The sequence below is a fragment of the Streptomyces sp. AK02-01A genome (assembly GCF_033795305.1).
Classification (GTDB): domain Bacteria; phylum Actinomycetota; class Actinomycetes; order Streptomycetales; family Streptomycetaceae; genus Streptomyces.
In genome coordinates this window covers 1-17,368 of the sequence record NZ_JARBAE010000041.1, presented here as the reverse complement: position 1 = coordinate 17,368, position 17,368 = coordinate 1, and the positions used below count along the sequence as shown (strand labels likewise).

Genomic DNA, 17,368 nt, shown 5'->3' with positions numbered 1-17,368 from the left:
GCCCCGCACCGGCCGTCCGGCCGCGTTCGATCCCCGCCCGGCTCAGCCCATGCTCAGCCAGGCGCAGCCGTCCACCGGCAGCAGCACACCGCCGTCCGTGTGCTCCAGTGGCGCGCTGCTCAGCAGGACGGTCGCGCCGTCGGGCAGCGGGAGCGGCGCCTCGCCCGCGTTGACCAGACAGCAAAATCCGCCGGGCCGCTCGAAGCACAGTGTGCCCGGTCCGGTCTCCACCCAGGAGAGCGTCTCCGGAAGGCCGGTCAGTCGCTCCCGGCGCAGGGCCAGGGCCTCGCGATAGAGGGTGAGGAACGATCCGGGATCGGTCTCCTGCGCCTCGGCCGTCAGCCCGGCCCAGTCGTCGGGCTGCGGCAGCCAGGGGCCCTCCGCCGCGCCGTCCGGCGAGAAGCCGAACGAGCGGCCGCTCCGCCACGGGAGCGGGATACGGCAGCCGTCCCGGCCCCGGTCCACTCCGCCGGAGCGTACGAACGTCGGGTCCTGGAGGAGATGGTCCGGAAGGTCCTGTACTTCGGGCAGGCCGAGTTCGTCGCCCTGGTACACGTACACCCCGCCGGGCAGTGCCATCGTCAGCATCGCCGCCGCCCGCGCCCGGCGGCGGCCCAGAGCGCGGTCGCTCGGGTCGGCGAGACGCTTGTCCCCCATGTCGAAGGACGTGTCCTCGCGGCCGTAGCGGGTGACATGCCGGATGGTGTCGTGGTTGGAGAGCACCCAGGTGGGCGGCGCGCCGACCGGGCCGTGTGCGGCGAGCGTCGAGTCGATGACGCCGCGCAGCGCGGTGGCGTCCCACGGGCAGCACAGGAAGTCGAAGTTGAAGGCCGAGTGCAGCTCGTCGGGGCGCAGATAGCGGGCGAACTGTTCGGCCGTGGGCAGCCAGACCTCGCCGACGAAGACGCGGTCACCGTCGTAGCCGTCGAGGATCTTGCGCCAGCTTCGGTAGATGTCGTGGACGTCGTCGCGGTCCTGGTAAGGCAGATCGGTGTGGTCGGGATGCCGGCCGACATCGGGCAGACCCGGCTTCTTGGCGAGGCCGTGGGCGACGTCGATACGGAAGCCGTCGACGCCCCGGCGCAGCCAGAAGTGCAGGATGTCCTCGAACTCCGCCCGGACTTCGGCGTGTTCCCAGTTGAGGTCGGGCTGCTGAGGAGCGAACATGTGCAGATACCAGGGTCCCGGTGTGCCGTCCGCCTCGGTGACCCGGGTCCAGGCGCTGCCGCCGAAGTACGACTGCCAGTCGTTCGGCGGCTCGTTCCCGTCCTGGCCGCGGCCGGGAAGGAACCAGAAGCGCTCGCGGGCGCTCGATCCGGGCCCGGCGGCCAGTGCTTCCTGGAACCAGACGTGCTGGTCGGAGCAGTGGTTCGGGACCAGGTCGACCAGGACCCGCAGTCCGTGGTCATGTGCCTCCGCGATCAGCCGTTCCGCCTCCGCGAGTGTGCCGAAGAGCGGGTCGATGTCGCGGTAGTCGGCGACGTCGTAGCCGCCGTCGGCCATCGGAGAGGTGTTCCAGGGGGTGAACCACAGGGCGTCGACGCCCAGTTCCCGCAGATAGGGCAGCCGGTCGCGGACGCCGGCCAGGTCGCCTGTGCCGTCGCCGTTGCCGTCCGCGAAGCTGCGTACGTAGATCTGGTAGATCGCGGCATGCCGCCACCAGTGGGTCACAGGAGCTCCTTGCTCGATGAGGTGGTGCGGGCCCGTCCGTGCGGGCCCGCACCGAGGCGTGCGTGGGTGTGGCGGGCGGCGAGGCGCCTACCAGCCGCTGTTGCCCGCGCCGCGTGTGATGGTGAAACCGCCGGTGCTGCTGAGACCGCCGGAGGCCGCGCCGGTGACCGTGACACCGGAGAAGGTGCCGGATCCGGCGGAGATGACCTCGATGCCGTAGGCACCGGTGTTCTGGATCTTGATGTTCTTCAGCGTCAGATCGCTGATCGTCTTCTGGTACGAGAGCAGGACGCCGCTGTAGGTGCTGTCGACGATGTCGATGTCCTGGACCAGGACCGGGGCGGTGATGTCGGAGGAGTCGGCGTAGATCCACAGCGCGCCGAACCTACTCTGCCAGTTGGGCTCGAACCCGCCGGTGCGCTGGAGTGTGTTGCGCTGGACGGAGGTGGTGCCACTGAACGGGACAGGCGCGAAGCGGCTGCTGATCGCGATACCGGCGGAGCCGGTGACGGTGTCAGCGAGGACATTGTCCTCGACGCGGTTGGCGTTGCCGCCGTACACGCCGACGGTGTTGGCGAGCAGCGGTGCCTGGACGGTGTTGAAGCGGAAGGCGCTGTTGGAGACCGCCTGTCCCTCGGAGAACATCGCCAGTCCGTCGTCGCCGGTGTTGCGGATGCTGGAGTTCCACAGCTCGGTGTCGGCGGTGCCCTTGTGGAGGTTGACGCCGTCGGCGAAGGTGTCGCGGATGCGCAGGCCGGTCGCGTACAGGCCGTTGGTGGGCGAGTCGATCCAGAGGCCCACCTTGGTGTGCTCGATCCAGATGTTCTGGAACGTCGAGCCGTTGCCGAAGTCGCCCTCGACGGCCGCGTCGAAGTTGGCGTCGTCCCGGTAGGTGACATCGCCCGCGATGGTCAGGTCCTGGACGGTGCTGGTGCCGCCCCGGCCGAAGAGGCCGCCCTTGCCGTTGCTGCCGCGCAGGACCGTGGACCACTCGCCGGCGCCGCGCAGGGCGATCCCGGTGAGGTTGACATGGCCGGAGATGTTGTAGGTGCCGGCGGGCAGCCACAGCCCCTTGCCCTGGGACTTCACCGTGGAGACGGCGGTGTTGAGGGCCGCCGTGTCGTCGCCGCCGTCGTTCGCGGTGACGCCGAGCGTGGTGGCGGAGACAAAGCCGGAGGACGGCATGGCCCGGGCGTCCGGCGCGGTCTCGGTCTCGACGAGGTCGAGGGTGTACGAGGCGGCGCTGTCGCCCGCGTCCTTCTGGAACTTCAGTACGGTCCCGGCCGGGAAGCTGCCGACGAGCGCGCGCGTCTCGTCGAAGAAGTGGTGGCCCGAGCCCTGCGAGGAGTCGTTGTTGTACGGGTAGGCGCCGTACACCCAGGAGTACGTGGAGGTCAGGTCGAGGTCACGCACATGCGTGGCGCCGGCGTAGACGCTGAGCGTGGTGGCGGGAGTGTTGTCGGGCACCGAGTAGCGCAGGGTCAGCGCGTTGGCCGGCTTGGTCAGGGTGAACTGGACGTACTCACCGGTCCGGTCGAGTACGACGGCCTCGCGGCCCGACGCCTCGGAGGGCACGGTCAGATAGGTGCGGTCCGGACCGATGGTGGAGGCGTTGGTGGTGCCGCTCTCCGCTTCGTAGGTGGTGTACGGGACGGTGGCGCCGCGCGAGCTGTTGGCGGACGAGCCGGTGACCGTCACACCGTCGAGCTGCAGGTCGCCGTTGTCACCGGGCTCGGTGCGCAGGGTCAGTGTGTTGAGCTGGGCGCGCAGCGGCGCGTCGGTGGAGGCGGTGGTCCAGGCGCCGGCGGTGCCGGGCAGCGAGAGCCGGCGGACCTTGCTGCCGTTGGCGGTGAGGCTGATGGTGGCGGCGCCGCTGTCGGGGGTGCGGTAGCGCACGACGACCGGATAGGTCGCGGCGGACGGCGCGTTGACGGCGAGCACGGAGCGGGCTCCGACGGCGGTGAAGCCGGTGAGATAGCCGCTGCCCGCGTAACCGGCGGCACTGGTCGCGACGGAGGGGCCGCCGGAGAAGTAGCCGTCCTCGGCCTGGTGGCTGAGGGTGGGCGGCGGCTCGGTGGGGCCGCCGGTGGGTGTGGCGGGCGTGATGTTGTCGAGGTTGATGTTGCCGCTGTCTGAGGTGGTGAAGGTCAGAGCGACGGTGTTGGCGCCCTTCGCGTAGCTGAGCGGCTCGTCACGGGTGGTCCAGGTGTCCCAGTTCGCGGTGGCCGGGAGGCTGATCTGACGGACCTTGGCTCCGTTGGCGTACAGGCTGAGCGTCATGGTGGCGGTGGTGCCGTTCGCGTACCGGATCCTGACCGATCCGTCGCCGTCCGCCTCGGACCGCACGGTGAACGTCGTGGAGGCGCGGCCCTTGTTGCCGTCGGTGTAGCCGCCGACGAAGCCGGTGCCGGTGTAGCCGGGATGTTCGGTGGAGGTGGCGGCGCCGCCGGAGAGTGCGGCCGACTCGGCTTCGAGGGTGGAGTCGGCGGCGTGGGCGGACGGTGCCAGCGGGCCGTACAGCAGGGCGCACAGGAGCGCCAGGAGCAGGGCCGGTATCAGCCGTGCGGCGGGCCGCCGGGAGTTCTGTTGTGGCCGTGTTCGTGTGGTGGGTGCGGGTGACACGTCAGTGTGTCCTTCCGTGAGAGCACCGTTGCCGGGCACGGGTGCCGGTGCGGGGAGCACCGCGACGGTCCGGCGTCGCGGAGTACGGGATGTGCGGTGAGGGCGCGGGAGACACGGATGGCGCGGCGCCGGTCAGCCTTTGAGGCTGCCGGCGGTGAGGCCCGCGATGATGCTGCGCTGGAAGATCAGGAAGAGGACGAGCAGCGGGATGCTCGCCATGACCATGCCGGCGAGAAGCTGGTTGGCGGGCATGTCGAGGGAGAGCCGGTTGAGCGCCACGGTGATGGGCTGCCTCGCCGGGTCGGGCAGTACGAGCATCGGCCAGAGGAAGTCCTTCCACACTCCGACGACCGCGAAGATGGAGACCACGGCGAGCACCGGGCGGGAGAGGGGCAGTACGACGGAGACGAGGACCCGCAGTGTCCCGGCTCCGTCGATGCTCGCGGAGTCGAGCAGTTCGGTGGGGATCTGGTCGAAGAACCGCTTCAGGATGAAGATGTTGAAGGCGTTGGCGCAGGCCGGAAGCCACACCGCCCAGGGTGTGTTGATCAGGTTGAGATGGATCAGCGGGACGTCGACGACGGTGAGATAGGTCGGCACCAGCAGCGCGGAGACCGGCAGCATGAGGGTGGCGAGCATCATGCCGAGGACCACATTGCCGAGTGCGGGACGCAGTCTGGAGAGCGCGTAGGCGGCGGCGACATCCACCACGAGCTGGAACAGCCAGGCGCCGGCCGCGAGGAAGAAGGTGTTGAGGAAGTACTGGCCGAGTCCGACGTTGGTCCATGCCTCGGTGTAGCTCTCCGGCTGCCAGGTGCGCGGCAGCAGGCCCGGGTTCGGATCGGCCAGTTCGGCGGAGGACTTCAGCGCGCCGGTCGCCATCCAGTAGAGAGGGAAGACGAAGGCGAGGGTGAATCCCGTCAGTGTGACGGTGAGGACGAAGCGGTGGATGAGTCTGCCGGTGCGGCGGTCCATCTCGGTGGGTGCTATCAGCGTGCGTACGGCGGCGGTCTCGGCGGCCATGGCGGATCTTCCTCTCGGCTCTGCGGTGGCGGGTCCGGGTCTCAGCCCTTGGTCCGGGTCTCAGCCCTTGGTCCGGGTCTCAGCCCTTGGTCCGGGTCAGGCGCAGATAGACGCCCGCGAAGAGACCCAGCACCACGAAGAGCAGCGTGCTCATGGCGCTGGCCAGGCCGAAGTCGTTGTAGACGAACGCGTAGCGGTAGAGCAGCAGCAGTACGGTGACGGTGGCGTCGTCGGGGCCGCCGCCGGTGAGCACGAACGGCTCGACGAACACCTGCATCGTGCCGATGATCTGGAGCAGCAGCGTGATCATCAGAATGAAGCGCGTCTGCGGGACGGTGACATGCCACAGGCGCCGGCGAATCGACGCGCCGTCGAGTTCGGCTGCCTCGTACAGCTCGCCGGGGATGCCGCCGAGCGCGGCGAGATAGATCAGTGTGGTGGTGCCCATGTTGGCCCAGGTCGAGACGAGGACCAGGGACACCATGGCCAGGTTCTCCGACTCCAGCCACTGCTGGGCGGGAAGGTGGAAGATGTCCAGCACACTGTTGAAGAGGCCCGGTCCGGGATCGTAGAACCAGCGCCACAGCAGCATGGTGACGATCGGCGGCAGCATCACCGGCAGATAGACCGTCATCCGCAGATACGCCTTGCCGTGCCGCAGTTCATTGAGGACGACGGCGGTGGCGAAGGGCGCGGCGAACCCGAAGACCAGCGCGAGCAGTGTGAACCAGCCGGTGTTGCGCCAGGCGGTGAGGAACAGCGGGTCGTCGAAGAGCCGCCGGAAGTTCTCCAGGCCCACCCACTGGGCGGGCTCGGCGAAGGTGACCTGCTGGAAGCCGAGGAGCACGCCGCGCACGATGGGATACCAGGAGAACAGCGCGAAGCAGACGATACCGGCGGCCAGGAAGGAATACGCGGCCAGGTTCTCGCGGACACGGCGCCGCCGGCGGCCGGGCGTCGCCTTCTTGGCAAGGCGGTTGGCCTCAGGAGTCTTCCGCGTGAGCGTGGTGCTCTCCGGGTCCGCGCGGGCGGACGCGGCGCGGGCTGAGGTGAGCGGGTGGGCCGTCATGGTGAACTCGATTCGTGCGGTGCCGGTGCGGGCGTCCGGTGGAAAGGGCCGGCGGGCGGGGCTGTGCTCCGCCGGCCCCCCGGCCGGGTCGGTCAGCTCACCTGACCGTGGCGAGGATGGCGTCGGCCTTCTTCTCGGCGTCCGCGAGAAGCTGGTCCAGGTCCGCGTCCTTCTTCGTCAGCACGGACTGCATGACCCCGTCCAGCACGGTGTAGAGCTGCTGGGCGTTGGGCGGCTCGACCTTCACCGCGACGTCGGGGCTCCGGTCGACGAACGGCTGGTAGTTCCGCTGCGGCACATTGGCGTACGTGGCGTGGATGGCGTCGTTCTTCGCCTGGGCCTCGCCGGCGAAGAGGTTCGGTTGCGGCAGTCCGATCGGGACGCCCAGCTTGGAGAACTTCTTGACGTTCTCCTCCTCGCGGTCCGGGTTGAGGTACTTCCACTGGATCCACTGGAGACCGGCCTTGATCTTCTCGGGCGATGCCTTCGGGTTGAACATGAAGCCGTCGCCGCCGCCGAGGGTCGCCGTCCCGGGCAGCGCGGCCAGGCCGTACTCGTCGTACTCGCGCTCGAACTGCTTGACCACGGTCGGAATGTTGTCCGGGCCCGCCATGTACATCCCAAGCTTGCCCGCGCCCATCATCTTCTGGACGTCGCCGATCTCCAGGAGCTGGCGGGTGCCCATGCTGTTGTCGGTCCAGCGCATGTCGTGCAGCGCCTGGAGCGCGTCGCGTCCGGCGTCGCTGTTGAACGCCGCCTTCCAGCGGCCGTCCTTCTTGGCCGCGACCTCGCCGCCCATGGAGTAGATCCACGAGGTGAGGTGCCAGCCGCCCTGGTTGTTCTTGCTGTAGTCGGCGTAGCCGACGGTGCCGTCACCGAGGCCGCTGATCTTCTTGGCGGCCGTGCGCACCTCGTCCCAGGTGGCCGGCGGCTGGTCCGGATCGAGCCCGGCCTTCTTGAACAGGTCGCGGTTGTAGAGCAGTCCCAGCGAGTAGTTGCCGGTCGGCAGGCCGTAGATCCTGCCGTCGGCGCCCTTGAAGACGTCCTGCAACGCGGGCCGGACGTCCTGGAGGTACGGCACGTCCTTCAGGTACGGCGTGATGTCGGCGGCCTGGTGACGCTGGATCAGACCGGCCGGGTCGGTGAAGTAGACGTAATACACGTCCTCAAGCTGGCCGCCTGCCAGCTTCGCCGCGAAGGTCTTCGGATCCATCTGGCCCTCGCGGGCGTCGATCCTGATCTTCGGATGGCTCGCCTCGAACTCCTTGACGAGTTCCTCGAAGTCCTCGCGGTCCACCGGCTGGGTCTTGGCGGGCATGCCGTTGACGCTGATGGTCACCACACCGTCCTTGCCCGCGCCCGAGGTCGCCGCCGGACCGCCGCAGGCGGCGAGACCGAGGGACAGCGAGGTGGCCACGGCCAGGCTCAGTGCTTGACGTCTTGTTATGCCATCCATGGGGATCCCATGCCTTCCTGACAACGACAGCAGACGCCTGTCCCAGGTGCGGGCAGTGTGGGTCTGCAAAGGATTTGCGTGACTTGCAGCGGCCTGGCCCCTGCTACGTCTCAACGGCGCTGACAGTAAAAGCGCGAGCCGCAAGAAGTCAATGAGTATGCGCAAGAACTTAATCAGCGACGCTTGCCTCTGTGACACTCCGTCACCATGGCCCGCGCACGGACCCCGGCCCGCAGCCGCGCCGGGACAACGAGAAGGGGCCCGGCGCACGGCCGGGCCCCTCACTCGCGGCGGACGCCGCCCAACGTCCTCTCAGTTGCCCGCCGTTCGGGCCGGCGGCGCCGTTGAGCTGCGCACAATCAGCTCGGTGTCGAACATCATCGACTCACCCACCGTCGCGTGCCCCTTCATCTGGGAGGCCAGCGAGGCGACCGCGGCGGCCGCCATCGCCTGGACCGGCTGGCGGGCCGTGGTCAGCGGCGGGTCCGTCGCCACCATGTACAGGGAGTCGTCGAATCCCACGACGGAGAGATCCTCCGGCACCCGCAGCCCCTGCCGCCGCGCCGCCCGGATCGCGCCAAGAGCCAGCGCGTCACTTGCGCAGACCACCGCGGTGACGCCCTCGGCCAGAAGCCGCGACAGCGCCGTCGCGCCGCCTTCCATCGAGAACAGTCCATGGGCCACACGCTTGCGCCAGTCACCCTCGACGCCGCCTCTGCTGCCGTAAAACGCCTGGTAGCCGGCTAGTTTGCGAGCCGAGGGGACATGGCCGACCGGGCCCAGGATCATACCGATCCGCTCATGTCCGAGCGCCGCCAGATGTCCCAGCACCTGCTGGGACGAGGCCGCGTCGTCGATGGAGACCTGGGCCACGCCCAGATTCTCGTCCGCCGCGTTGAGCAGCACGATGGGCACCTGGCGCTCGCGCAGGGCCCGGCCCTGTTCCGGCCCCGCGTCGGCGTAACTGGCACCGACGAAGATGATCCCGCCGATGTTCTGTTTGAGAATCATGTCGATGTAGTGCGCCTCCGACACCCCGTCGGCCGTACGGGTGCAGAGCACCGGAATGAGACCGCGCTTGTTCAGCAGCCCGGCCAGCGCCTCCGTGAACGCGGGGAAGATTGGATTCTGCAGGTCAGGCACCACAAGCCCGACCAGTGCGGCCCGCTCTCGCCGCAGGGTGCGAGGCCGTTCGAAGCCGCAGACATCCATGGCGGTCAGCACCGCGTCGCGGGTCGCCGGCGCCACATCCGTCGCGCCGTTGAGCACCCGTCGCGCCGTGGTCTCGCTGACACCGGCGAACTCGGCCACCTGAGAGAGTCTTTTCTTCACTCCATCAACCTACCAAGCCACTACGCAAAAAATGAAGATCGGTCGCGCAAATCACTGACATTCATCGGTGGTTACTTGGTGCACGCGGACCGCTGCCCGGCCGAGGCGGACTGCTGAGAGAGTCTTGCCGGACAGGACGCGCGGAACGAGAGACGGCGGCGGCACCGACGATGACAGCGGAAGAAGAGACGGAACGGCCCGGCGGCTTCGAGGCGGCCACCGGCGACGGCCCCGCGACGGCCACGGCTCCCGGTACGCGAGCGGCCGAAGTCCGGGTCGCGTTCGACGGATTGCTGCAGATCCGGCGGCTGACAAACACCGGCCCCGGCGATCCGGCGGCCGTACCGGCGGAGTGGGAACGCCGGCGGCCGGTGCGGGCCGTCGCACTCGCACTGGAGGCGGCCGGTCTGACGGCGTCGGCCGTGGACGGCTCCGGCCGCCGGCTGGCGACCGGGTACCGGGTGAGCCCCGGTGAGCGGCCCGGCGCCGTACGGGTGGAGTGGCTCGGCCCGCCCGGCGGCGGCGCCGCACAGGAGGAGGAACGCGCACTGACCGAGTGCGCCGCCGCGCTGGAGCGCCTGGGCTGGGAGGCACTCCTGTACCGGGGGCCGCGGCGACGGCGGTTCCTGGAGGCCGAACCGGCGTCCTGAGCCGACGGGCTTCCGAGGCGAGCGCGAGCCTGTTGACGCTGATGACGAAGTCCCGGCACAGGAGTCGGACAGGGCCTGAGGGCTCTCGCGATCATGCGGGTCGCGAGACCTGGTATATTGTCGGTCGCTGTTCAGGCCTTCTCGTACGGAGTCATCTCCACCGGGGAGGTTTTTTCATGCCCGGCGCCGGCCGGCCCCGGAGCGGGTGGACCCGCTGTCGAGGTGCCGGCCTCGGCCGGCGGCCCGGGCGAGCAGCGCCCTTCATCCGCCTTTCCCAAGAAGGAGATTCATGCCAGACGTATGCCTACGCCTCGCGAAGGCCGAGCGTCCTGTCGCTCTCGCCTCCATGCGTGGTCTGACGAGGACGTGTCGCTGATCATGACCTCACAGAGGAACGCCGCATCGGTCGCGGGCATCTGGAAGCTCGGTGACCTGACCGTCAACCGCATCGGGTTCGGCGCGATGCGCCTGACGGGCAATGCCCCCTTTGACCTGCGAGGTGTGCCGAGCGACCGCGAGCGGTCAATCAGCGTGCTCCGGCGGGCGGTCGAGCTCGGTGTCAACCACATCGACACCGCCGCGTTCTACTTCTCGGCGAAGCGCTCCGCCAATGAGCTGATCAACCGAGCACTGGCGCCGTACCCGGAAGACCTGGTCATCACCACCAAGGTCTGGCCGGGCCGCGACTCCTCGGGGAAGTGGTGGTGGGCGGCGCCGGAGCAGTTGCGCGGCCAGGTCGAGGAGAACCTCCGCCAGCTAGGTCGTGATCACCTGGACATCGTGAATCTGCGCATACCGCCAAGTCGCACAACCGGCTCGATCGCCGAGCACTTCGCGGCGTTGGCCGGGCTGCGTGACGCCGGACTCATACGACATCTCGGTATATCCAATGCCACACCCGGGCATCTGGCCGAGGCGCGGGCCATCGCGCCGGTCGTCTGCGTGCAGAACCCCTACAGCGTCGGCGCGCCGCGCGAGGAGCAGGAATTCCTGCGGGCCTGCGGCGAGCTCGGCGTCGCCTTCGTACCGTTCTTCGCGATCGCCGGTGCCGGACGCGAGGCAGGCGCGAGCGCCGGTGACAGCGAAGCGGTGCTCGCCGTCGCCCGCGCGCATGGTGTGTCGGCCGCACAGGTTCGCCTGGCATGGACGCTGCGGCAGGGGCCGCACGTGCTGGCCATTCCGGGTACCGGCGATCCGGACCATCTCGTGGAGAACGTCGCCGCCGGAGCGATACGGCTCTCGGAGGACGAAATAGCGCACCTCCAGTCCTCGCACGAGGGCGGCGAGTAGGCGGCCGCCGACCGTGACCCGTGGTGACGCCCGACGTCGCCGGCCATCACGTGCCCCACCGGGACGCGGCCGCGCGGGACGGTGGTGACCAGGTGAATCGAGCAGCGGTACTGTCCGGCATCCACGCGGTCGTGCCGGCCTTGACACAGTCAACGACGCGCACCGGCCGGCCGGTCAGCTCCGCGACGAGTCCCGGAGAAACGCGGCGAGGTGTCCGGCGGTCGGGCCCGGAGCCTCCTCCGGCACATAGTGACCGCTCGGCATCGCGTAACCCCGCACGTCGTCGGCGTACTCACGCCAGACGGCCGGTACGTCGTAGTGCCGCCCGACAAAGCCGCGCTCGCCCCACAGCGCCAGCACCGGACAGGTGATCCGGCGGCCCGCGGCGGCGTCCTCGTCGTCATGCACCAGGTCGATACCGGCGGCGGCCCGGTAGTCCTCGCAAGAGGCGTGGATCGCGGCCGGATCGGAGAAGCAGCGGACGTACTCGTCCTGCGCCGCGGACGTGAACGAGGCGCCGCCGTAGTGACGGGCGACCATCCTGGCGCGGACCCAGAATTCCGGGTCCGCGCCGATGAGATGTTCCGGGATGCCGTTCTCCGCCGCCAGGAAGAACCAGTGGTAATAGCCGCGCCCGAAGTCGGCGTCGATGTGACGGAAGACGTGGCGTGTCGGCACGATGTCGAGGACCGCGAGAGCCGTGACGGCCTCCGGGTGGTCCAGGGCGAGCCGGTGCGCGACCCGGCCGCCCCGGTCGTGGCCGGCGACGGCGAAGCGGTCGAAGCCCAGCTCGCCCATCACCCGCAGTTGGTCGCGTGCCATGGCCCGTTTGGCGTACGTGGCGTGGTCAGGGTCCGAGGGCGGTTTGTCGCTGTCGCCGTAGCCGCGCAGATCGGTGAGGACCACCGTGTAGGTGTCGGCCAGCAGCGGCGCCACCTGGTGCCAGACCAGATGCGTCTGCGGATAGCCGTGCAGCAGCAGGACCGGCGGCCCCTCGCCGGCGACGCGGGTGTGGATCCGGACGCCGTCGGCGTCCACGGTCCGACGGGTGAACCGGGAGGGCAGAAGATCGCTCATGGAACGATCACAGCATCCCGCGGCCGGAACCGCTCAGGAACGGCTGGCGGACAACGCCTCCGGCCGGGACGGCCCGTCCCGGGCACCTCGTGTCGTGCGGGTGCCCGGGACGGTCCGCGTCAGGGATAGCTGACGAGATTGGCCACGTTCGTGGCCGAGTTCGACGGGCCTCCCCTGTCGTTGATGACATGCCGGATGGTTCCGGTGCCGCCGAGTGACACCGACACCATGTTGCGGAAGCGGACATTGGGATGGTTGGGCACTTCGAACGCGTGCTCGGCGGTCACGCTGTTGTTGACGTTGAAGAAGCAGTAGCTGCCGAGCCCGAACGCCTGATGGCTGGTCACGGAGTCGGCCACCTTGTAGGCGGCGTATCCCTGCGTCGCGCCGTTCATCCAGGCCGCCTGGTTCGGCGGGTCGTACGGCATCTCGTTCTGGTAGAAATACGTCTTGCCGCCGTTGGCGTTCCAGATCGTCTGATGTTTCTGGTAGTGCTCGACGAACAGGCCGTACATGGTGACATCCGCACCGTTCACGACCAGTCCGGTGTCAGCCGTGTTGGAGGTCCAGCCGACGCCGCTGCCGTGGTCGGCCCGCCAGAGCCACATGTGATCGCCGATGACATCGCGGCTGTTGACGACCAGGCTGGTGGTCGCCTTGCCGACGCCCGCGCCGCCGATGCGGAAGAACACGTCGTGCAGCGAGGTCGGGTTGGCCGCGTGGCTCGTGTTCGAGCCGTCGGCGCCCACCTCCATCAGACGCTGGGAGTTGACCGTGCCCGCGTCGATGAGCAGGCCCGCCACCTTCACTCCGTCGACATCGGCGACCGAGACCGCCGTGACGCCGTTGTCCGGGATGAGTGTGGCGAGGCCGAGCCCGAGGACGACGGTGTCGGCACGGGTGATCTTCAGGGTCTGGTTGAGGTGGTAGACGCCGGGAGTGACGAGCAGGTTCTTGCCCTGCGCGAGTGCGGCGTTCATGTCCGCGGCCGTCGCACCGGGCTTGACGATGAAGAACTGGTCGAGCGGGAGGGACGTGCCCGCCGGAGCACCGCCCGACCAGGTCGTTCCCTGGGAATTGGCGCGCAGCGCCGGGACGAACACCTTGTACGCGCCCGCCGCGTCGACGTACAGGAAGGGCTTCTCCCGCACCTGCGGAGTCTGGTCGACCGTGGTGTACGGCGGGTTGGGGAAGCTGTTCGGGGGCGCGTTCCGCGCGCCGACGAACACCATGTTCCAGTTGGAGCCGTTCCAGCTTCCCCATTCGGTGTTGCGGGACAGCCACTGCTGCTGCGAGCCGGACCTGACCTGGCCGTCGATCTTGGTGTCGGCCATGAAGCCGCCACTGGCCCAGCCGCCGTCGTCCAGCGCGAGATCGCCGCGGACATGCATACGGCGGTACGGAGCGGCCTGGGAGACCGCCCACCGGTCGGTGCCCGTGGTGGGAGTCACCGAGAGGTTCTCGGCGCTGCGCCAGAAGTTCTGCGTGGCGTTCTGCGGCGGGAACCAGTCGGCCTCGACATGGACGGCGCCACGGATGTTGACATCGTCCGGAGACAGTCCCAGTCCGGCGACCTGCGTGTAGAAGCCGACATTCACATTGGCGTCGTAGGTGCCGGGCCGGAACAGGAAGGCCGCTCGCTGCGTGCCGAACTGGTTGGTCTCCTGCTGGCGGAAGGTGGCGTCCACCCGGCTCTGGATCGAGGCGGCCGACATCGACGGATCGAAGACGACGACATTGGGACCGAGATCCGGTGTACCGGCGGGCGGTGCCGGATCGGCGGCCGCCACCCGGAAGGACTGGGCCGCGGATCCGTTGCAGGTGTACTGCTGGAGCTGGACGCTGTCGGCGGTCGACGCGCTCGGCACATCGAGGCACTTGCCGCTGTTGCGGTTGACGAAGTGGTACGCGCCGTCGGTCTCGGCCACCGGCAGCCACTGCTGGTTGACGCCGTCGCTGTACGTCCAGAGCTGGACCGCGGCGGCATCGGCGGTCGATACGTCCTTCACGTCCCACACCTGGCCCTCGGCGTTGCGGTTACCGGCCCGCACATGGCCGCCGCTGGTGGCGGTGAGGCTCCAGTTCTGGGCGAGGCTGCCGTTGCAGGCGTACTGCTGCACCGCGGTGCCGTTGCCGGTCGCCGCGGCGCGGGCGTCGACGCACTTTCCGCTGCCCTTGTTGGTGACGGTGACCCATCCGGTGGGCAGGGCCGCCGCGGCCGTCGTACCCGCCGTGCCCGCCGCGGCCTCCTGCTGCGGCAGGGCGACCAGCGAGGCGCAGAGCGCCAGCACGAGCAGCAGCAGTGTGCGTACCGACGGATTGTGGTGGCGGCGAGGTGTTCCGCCGCCGTACGAGAGTGTGTTCACGGGTCTCTCCTCGCCCGGTCAGCCGGCGTACTGGGCGAAGGTGCGGGTGAAGTCCCACGCCTGCTGGCTCACGCCGGAGCAGGTGTCGTCGTTCGGATAGGCGCCGGAGCACGGCCGGTCGCGGTTGGCGGACCAGAAGGTCAGCCGGGCCAGATGGTGCTGCTGGGCGTAGGCGAGGATCGTGCGGAAGTCCGCGACGGTCACCGTCTCCTGGACATCGGTGATGCCGTTCATGGACGAGATGCCCATGGTCCGGTACGCCGTGTCGTCGCTGTATCCGTACGCGTTCTTGACCGCGTTCTTGAGGCCCTCGGCCGCGCGGACGGTGAGCGTGCCCATGTTCTGGCCGGCGCCGCCGAAGTCGAAGGGCATGATCGTCCAGCTGTCGACGGCCAGCCCGGAGGAGGCCGCGCGGTTGATCAGCCCCGTGTCGGGACCGTTCGTGCTGGTGCCGATCGTGATGATGACCTTGATGCCCGGGTTGTTCGCCTTGACGGTCTTGAGCGCGTCCACGGTCCGCTGCTGCACCGTCGGGCTGTCGTACGCGGCGGCTTCCAGGTCGATGTCGATCGCCTTGAGGCCGTACGCGTTGATGACCTTCTGGTACGCCGCCGCCAGTTCACCGGCGCTGGAGCAGGAGCTCTCCAGCTTGTTGCCGCTGTAGCCGCCGAAGGACGGGATGATGTCGCCGCCGTTGGCGCGGACGGTGTTGACCGTCTGCTGGTCCACACCGCCGACGAGCGGCCGGCCGCCGTCCCACTGCGGGTTGCAGTAGCCGTTGCTGAGCACGAACGCCAGCGTGAACCACTTGACGCCGGTGGCGTTCATGACCGTGGTCGGATTGGGTGTGTTGCCCCAGCCGTTGTAGAGATACGGCGCGACGGCCATGGAGCCGCTCGGCGCGGGCGGGTTGCCGCCGCCGCCCGTGGGCGCGGTCCACTTCTGGTTGGCCGCGCCGGTGCAGGTCCAGATCTGCAGCCGGGTGCCGTTGGCGGAGGTGTTGCCCGTGACGTCCAGGCACTTGTCGGCCTGAGCGTTGACGATGTCACGGGCCGCCGAGACGCTCCAGCGCTGGTTGGCGGAGCCCACGCAGTCCCAGAGCTGGAGCTGTGCGCCGTTGGCGGTGCTGTTGTCCTTCACGTCGAGACACTTGCCGAGCGCCCGGATGGAGCCGTCGGAACGGACGTCCCACTGCTGGGCGGCGGAGCCGTTGCAGTCGTAGAGCTGCACCGGTGTGCCGTTCGCCGAACTGGCCGCCGCCACATCCACACACTTGCCGCCCAGACCCGTGATCGAACCGACCGCGGCGACGGCCGCGGTGGCGGCGGTCGGCGTGGTGACGAGGGAGGCGCCGACCGCGAGGGGCAGCGCGGCCAGCAGGGCGAGGGATCTGAGGTGTTTCCAGGGCCTGCGCGCGGGGGTCATGCGCGGTTCACCGTCCACTTCTGGTTCGCGGTTCCCGTGCAGGTCCAGATCTGCAGCCGGGTGCCATTGGCGGAGCTGTTGCCGGTGGCGTCCAGGCACTTGTTCGCCTGGATGTTCACGATGTCCTGCGCGGCCGGCAGGGCCCAGCGCTGGTTGGGCCCGCCGGTGCAGTCCCACAACTGGAGCTGCGCGCCGTCCGCCGTGCTGTTGTCCTTCACGTCCAGGCACTTGCCGAGCGCGCGCAGCGAATCGTTGGCGCCGACGGTCCACTTCTGCGCGGCGGAGCCGTTGCAGTCGTAGAGCTGCACCGGTGTGCCGTTCGCCGAGCTGGCGGCGGCCACGTCGACGCACTTGCCGCCGAGGCCGGTGATGGCGCCACCGGTGCCGCCGCTGCCACTGTCACCGGTGGTGACGCGTACGTAGTCGACGACGAGCTGGCTCGGGAAGGGAGTGCCGCTGTTGGGGTCGCCGGGCCAGTAACCGCCCACGGCGAGGTTGAGGATCATGAAGAACGGCTTGTTGAACACCCAGCTTCGACCGCCCAGATCGGCGGGCGTACGGCGCTGGTAGACGTTGCCGTCGACCGACCAGGTGATGGAGTCGGGCGCCCAGTCGATCGCGAAGGTGTGGAACGCGTCGGCGAATGCCTGGCCGCCGGGCAGGGTGTAACCGGCGCCGATGCCGCCCGAGCCGGAGTAGCCGGGCCCGTGCAGGGTGCCGTGGACGGTGCCGGGCTCGAAGCCGACGTTCTCCATGATGTCGATCTCACCGTTGTTGGGCCAGCCGCCGCCCTCGGTGCCGAGCATCCAGAAGGCGGGCCACATGCCCTGGCCGCGCGGGACCTTCATCCGGGTCTCGACGCGTCCGTAGGTGGAGGTGAACTTGCCCGCGGTGTTCAGCCGTGCGGAGGTGTACTCGCACCGGCCGTACCAGCACTGGTAGTTGCCGGGGTTCTCCTTGCGCGCGGTGATGACCAGGTTGCCCTGGCCGTCGAGGGCCGCGTTCTGGTTGCCCGAGGTGTAGTACTGGCGCTCGTGGTTGTTGACGTTGTCACCGGTCTCCAACTGCCACTTGCCGCCGTCGACTCCCGCGCCGGCCGGACCGTTGAAGTCGTCGGAGAAGGTCACCGCGGCCGCCGCGGCGGCGGTGGCCGTACGCGGCTCGGGCGCGGCGGCCGCTCCCGCCGGAACCGCGGCCACCGCTCCGGCGGAACACAGAAGAGCGAGCGCGTACAGCGCCAGTCGGCGTCCCATGGGGATTCGCACAGGTCATCACATCACTTCAGGTGGGGGGCATGCGCATGACATTTCACGCCGACGAGGCGGAGTCTTTCGGGAAGGCCACCTCGGACGCTTATTTCAATACTTGATTTAAGGGAGGGCGGGAG

General features: G+C 69.1%; 12 protein-coding genes. 2 read left to right on the top strand and 10 right to left on the bottom strand.

The window, feature by feature from the left end:
* Nucleotides 1-42: 42 nt before the first annotated feature.
* From PV679_RS28695 to PV679_RS28670, 6 genes are all read right to left on the bottom strand, one after another.
* Nucleotides 43-1,671, bottom strand: coding sequence for a glycoside hydrolase family 13 protein (locus PV679_RS28695; protein ID WP_319683383.1), 1,629 nt, complete (start codon nt 1,669-1,671; stop codon nt 43-45).
* An 87-nt stretch (nt 1,672-1,758) separates the two neighbouring features.
* A complete protein-coding gene (locus tag PV679_RS28690; RefSeq protein ID WP_319683382.1) occupies nt 1,759-4,293 on the bottom strand; it encodes a CBM35 domain-containing protein in 2,535 nt (844 codons plus the stop codon).
* 132 nt (nt 4,294-4,425) lie between these two features.
* Nucleotides 4,426-5,316, bottom strand: a complete 891-nt coding sequence (locus PV679_RS28685) for a carbohydrate ABC transporter permease (RefSeq protein WP_319683381.1) — start codon at nt 5,314-5,316, stop codon at nt 4,426-4,428.
* A gap of 79 nt (nt 5,317-5,395) precedes the next feature.
* Entirely contained in the window at nt 5,396-6,385 is a 990-nt protein-coding gene (locus tag PV679_RS28680) for a sugar ABC transporter permease (RefSeq protein ID WP_319683380.1), read from the bottom strand.
* Nucleotides 6,386-6,482: 97 nt separating this feature from the next.
* Nucleotides 6,483-7,727, bottom strand: a complete 1,245-nt coding sequence (locus tag PV679_RS28675; RefSeq protein WP_319683435.1) for an extracellular solute-binding protein — start codon at nt 7,725-7,727, stop codon at nt 6,483-6,485.
* Between the two features lie 426 nt (nt 7,728-8,153).
* A complete protein-coding gene (locus PV679_RS28670; protein WP_319683379.1) occupies nt 8,154-9,173 on the bottom strand; it encodes a LacI family DNA-binding transcriptional regulator in 1,020 nt (339 codons plus the stop codon).
* Between the two features lie 170 nt (nt 9,174-9,343).
* On the opposite strand from PV679_RS28670, the gene PV679_RS28665 reads away from it, so the two are divergent.
* Together PV679_RS28665 and PV679_RS28660 are read left to right on the top strand one after the other, a co-directional pair.
* Complete coding sequence (locus tag PV679_RS28665) at nt 9,344-9,823, top strand: hypothetical protein (RefSeq protein ID WP_319683377.1); 480 nt, start codon at nt 9,344-9,346, stop codon at nt 9,821-9,823.
* 378 nt (nt 9,824-10,201) lie between these two features.
* Nucleotides 10,202-11,113, top strand: coding sequence for an aldo/keto reductase (locus tag PV679_RS28660; RefSeq protein WP_319683376.1), 912 nt, complete (start codon nt 10,202-10,204; stop codon nt 11,111-11,113).
* 174 nt (nt 11,114-11,287) lie between these two features.
* Here PV679_RS28660 and PV679_RS28655 read toward each other — a convergent pair whose 3' ends face one another.
* The 4 genes from PV679_RS28655 to PV679_RS28640 form a co-directional block, all read right to left on the bottom strand.
* Nucleotides 11,288-12,190 (bottom strand): alpha/beta hydrolase, encoded by a 903-nt coding sequence (locus PV679_RS28655; protein ID WP_319683374.1) that lies wholly within the window; start codon nt 12,188-12,190, stop codon nt 11,288-11,290.
* Nucleotides 12,191-12,309: 119 nt separating this feature from the next.
* Nucleotides 12,310-14,460, bottom strand: coding sequence for an RICIN domain-containing protein (locus tag PV679_RS28650; RefSeq protein WP_319683434.1), 2,151 nt, complete (start codon nt 14,458-14,460; stop codon nt 12,310-12,312).
* A gap of 114 nt (nt 14,461-14,574) precedes the next feature.
* Entirely contained in the window at nt 14,575-15,981 is a 1,407-nt protein-coding gene (locus PV679_RS28645) for a ricin-type beta-trefoil lectin domain protein (RefSeq protein WP_319683373.1), read from the bottom strand.
* Nucleotides 15,978-17,234, bottom strand: a complete 1,257-nt coding sequence (locus tag PV679_RS28640; RefSeq protein ID WP_319683372.1) for a family 16 glycosylhydrolase — start codon at nt 17,232-17,234, stop codon at nt 15,978-15,980. Before PV679_RS28640 ends, PV679_RS28645 begins: the two co-directional genes overlap by 4 nt.
* Nucleotides 17,235-17,368 lie beyond the last annotated feature (134 nt).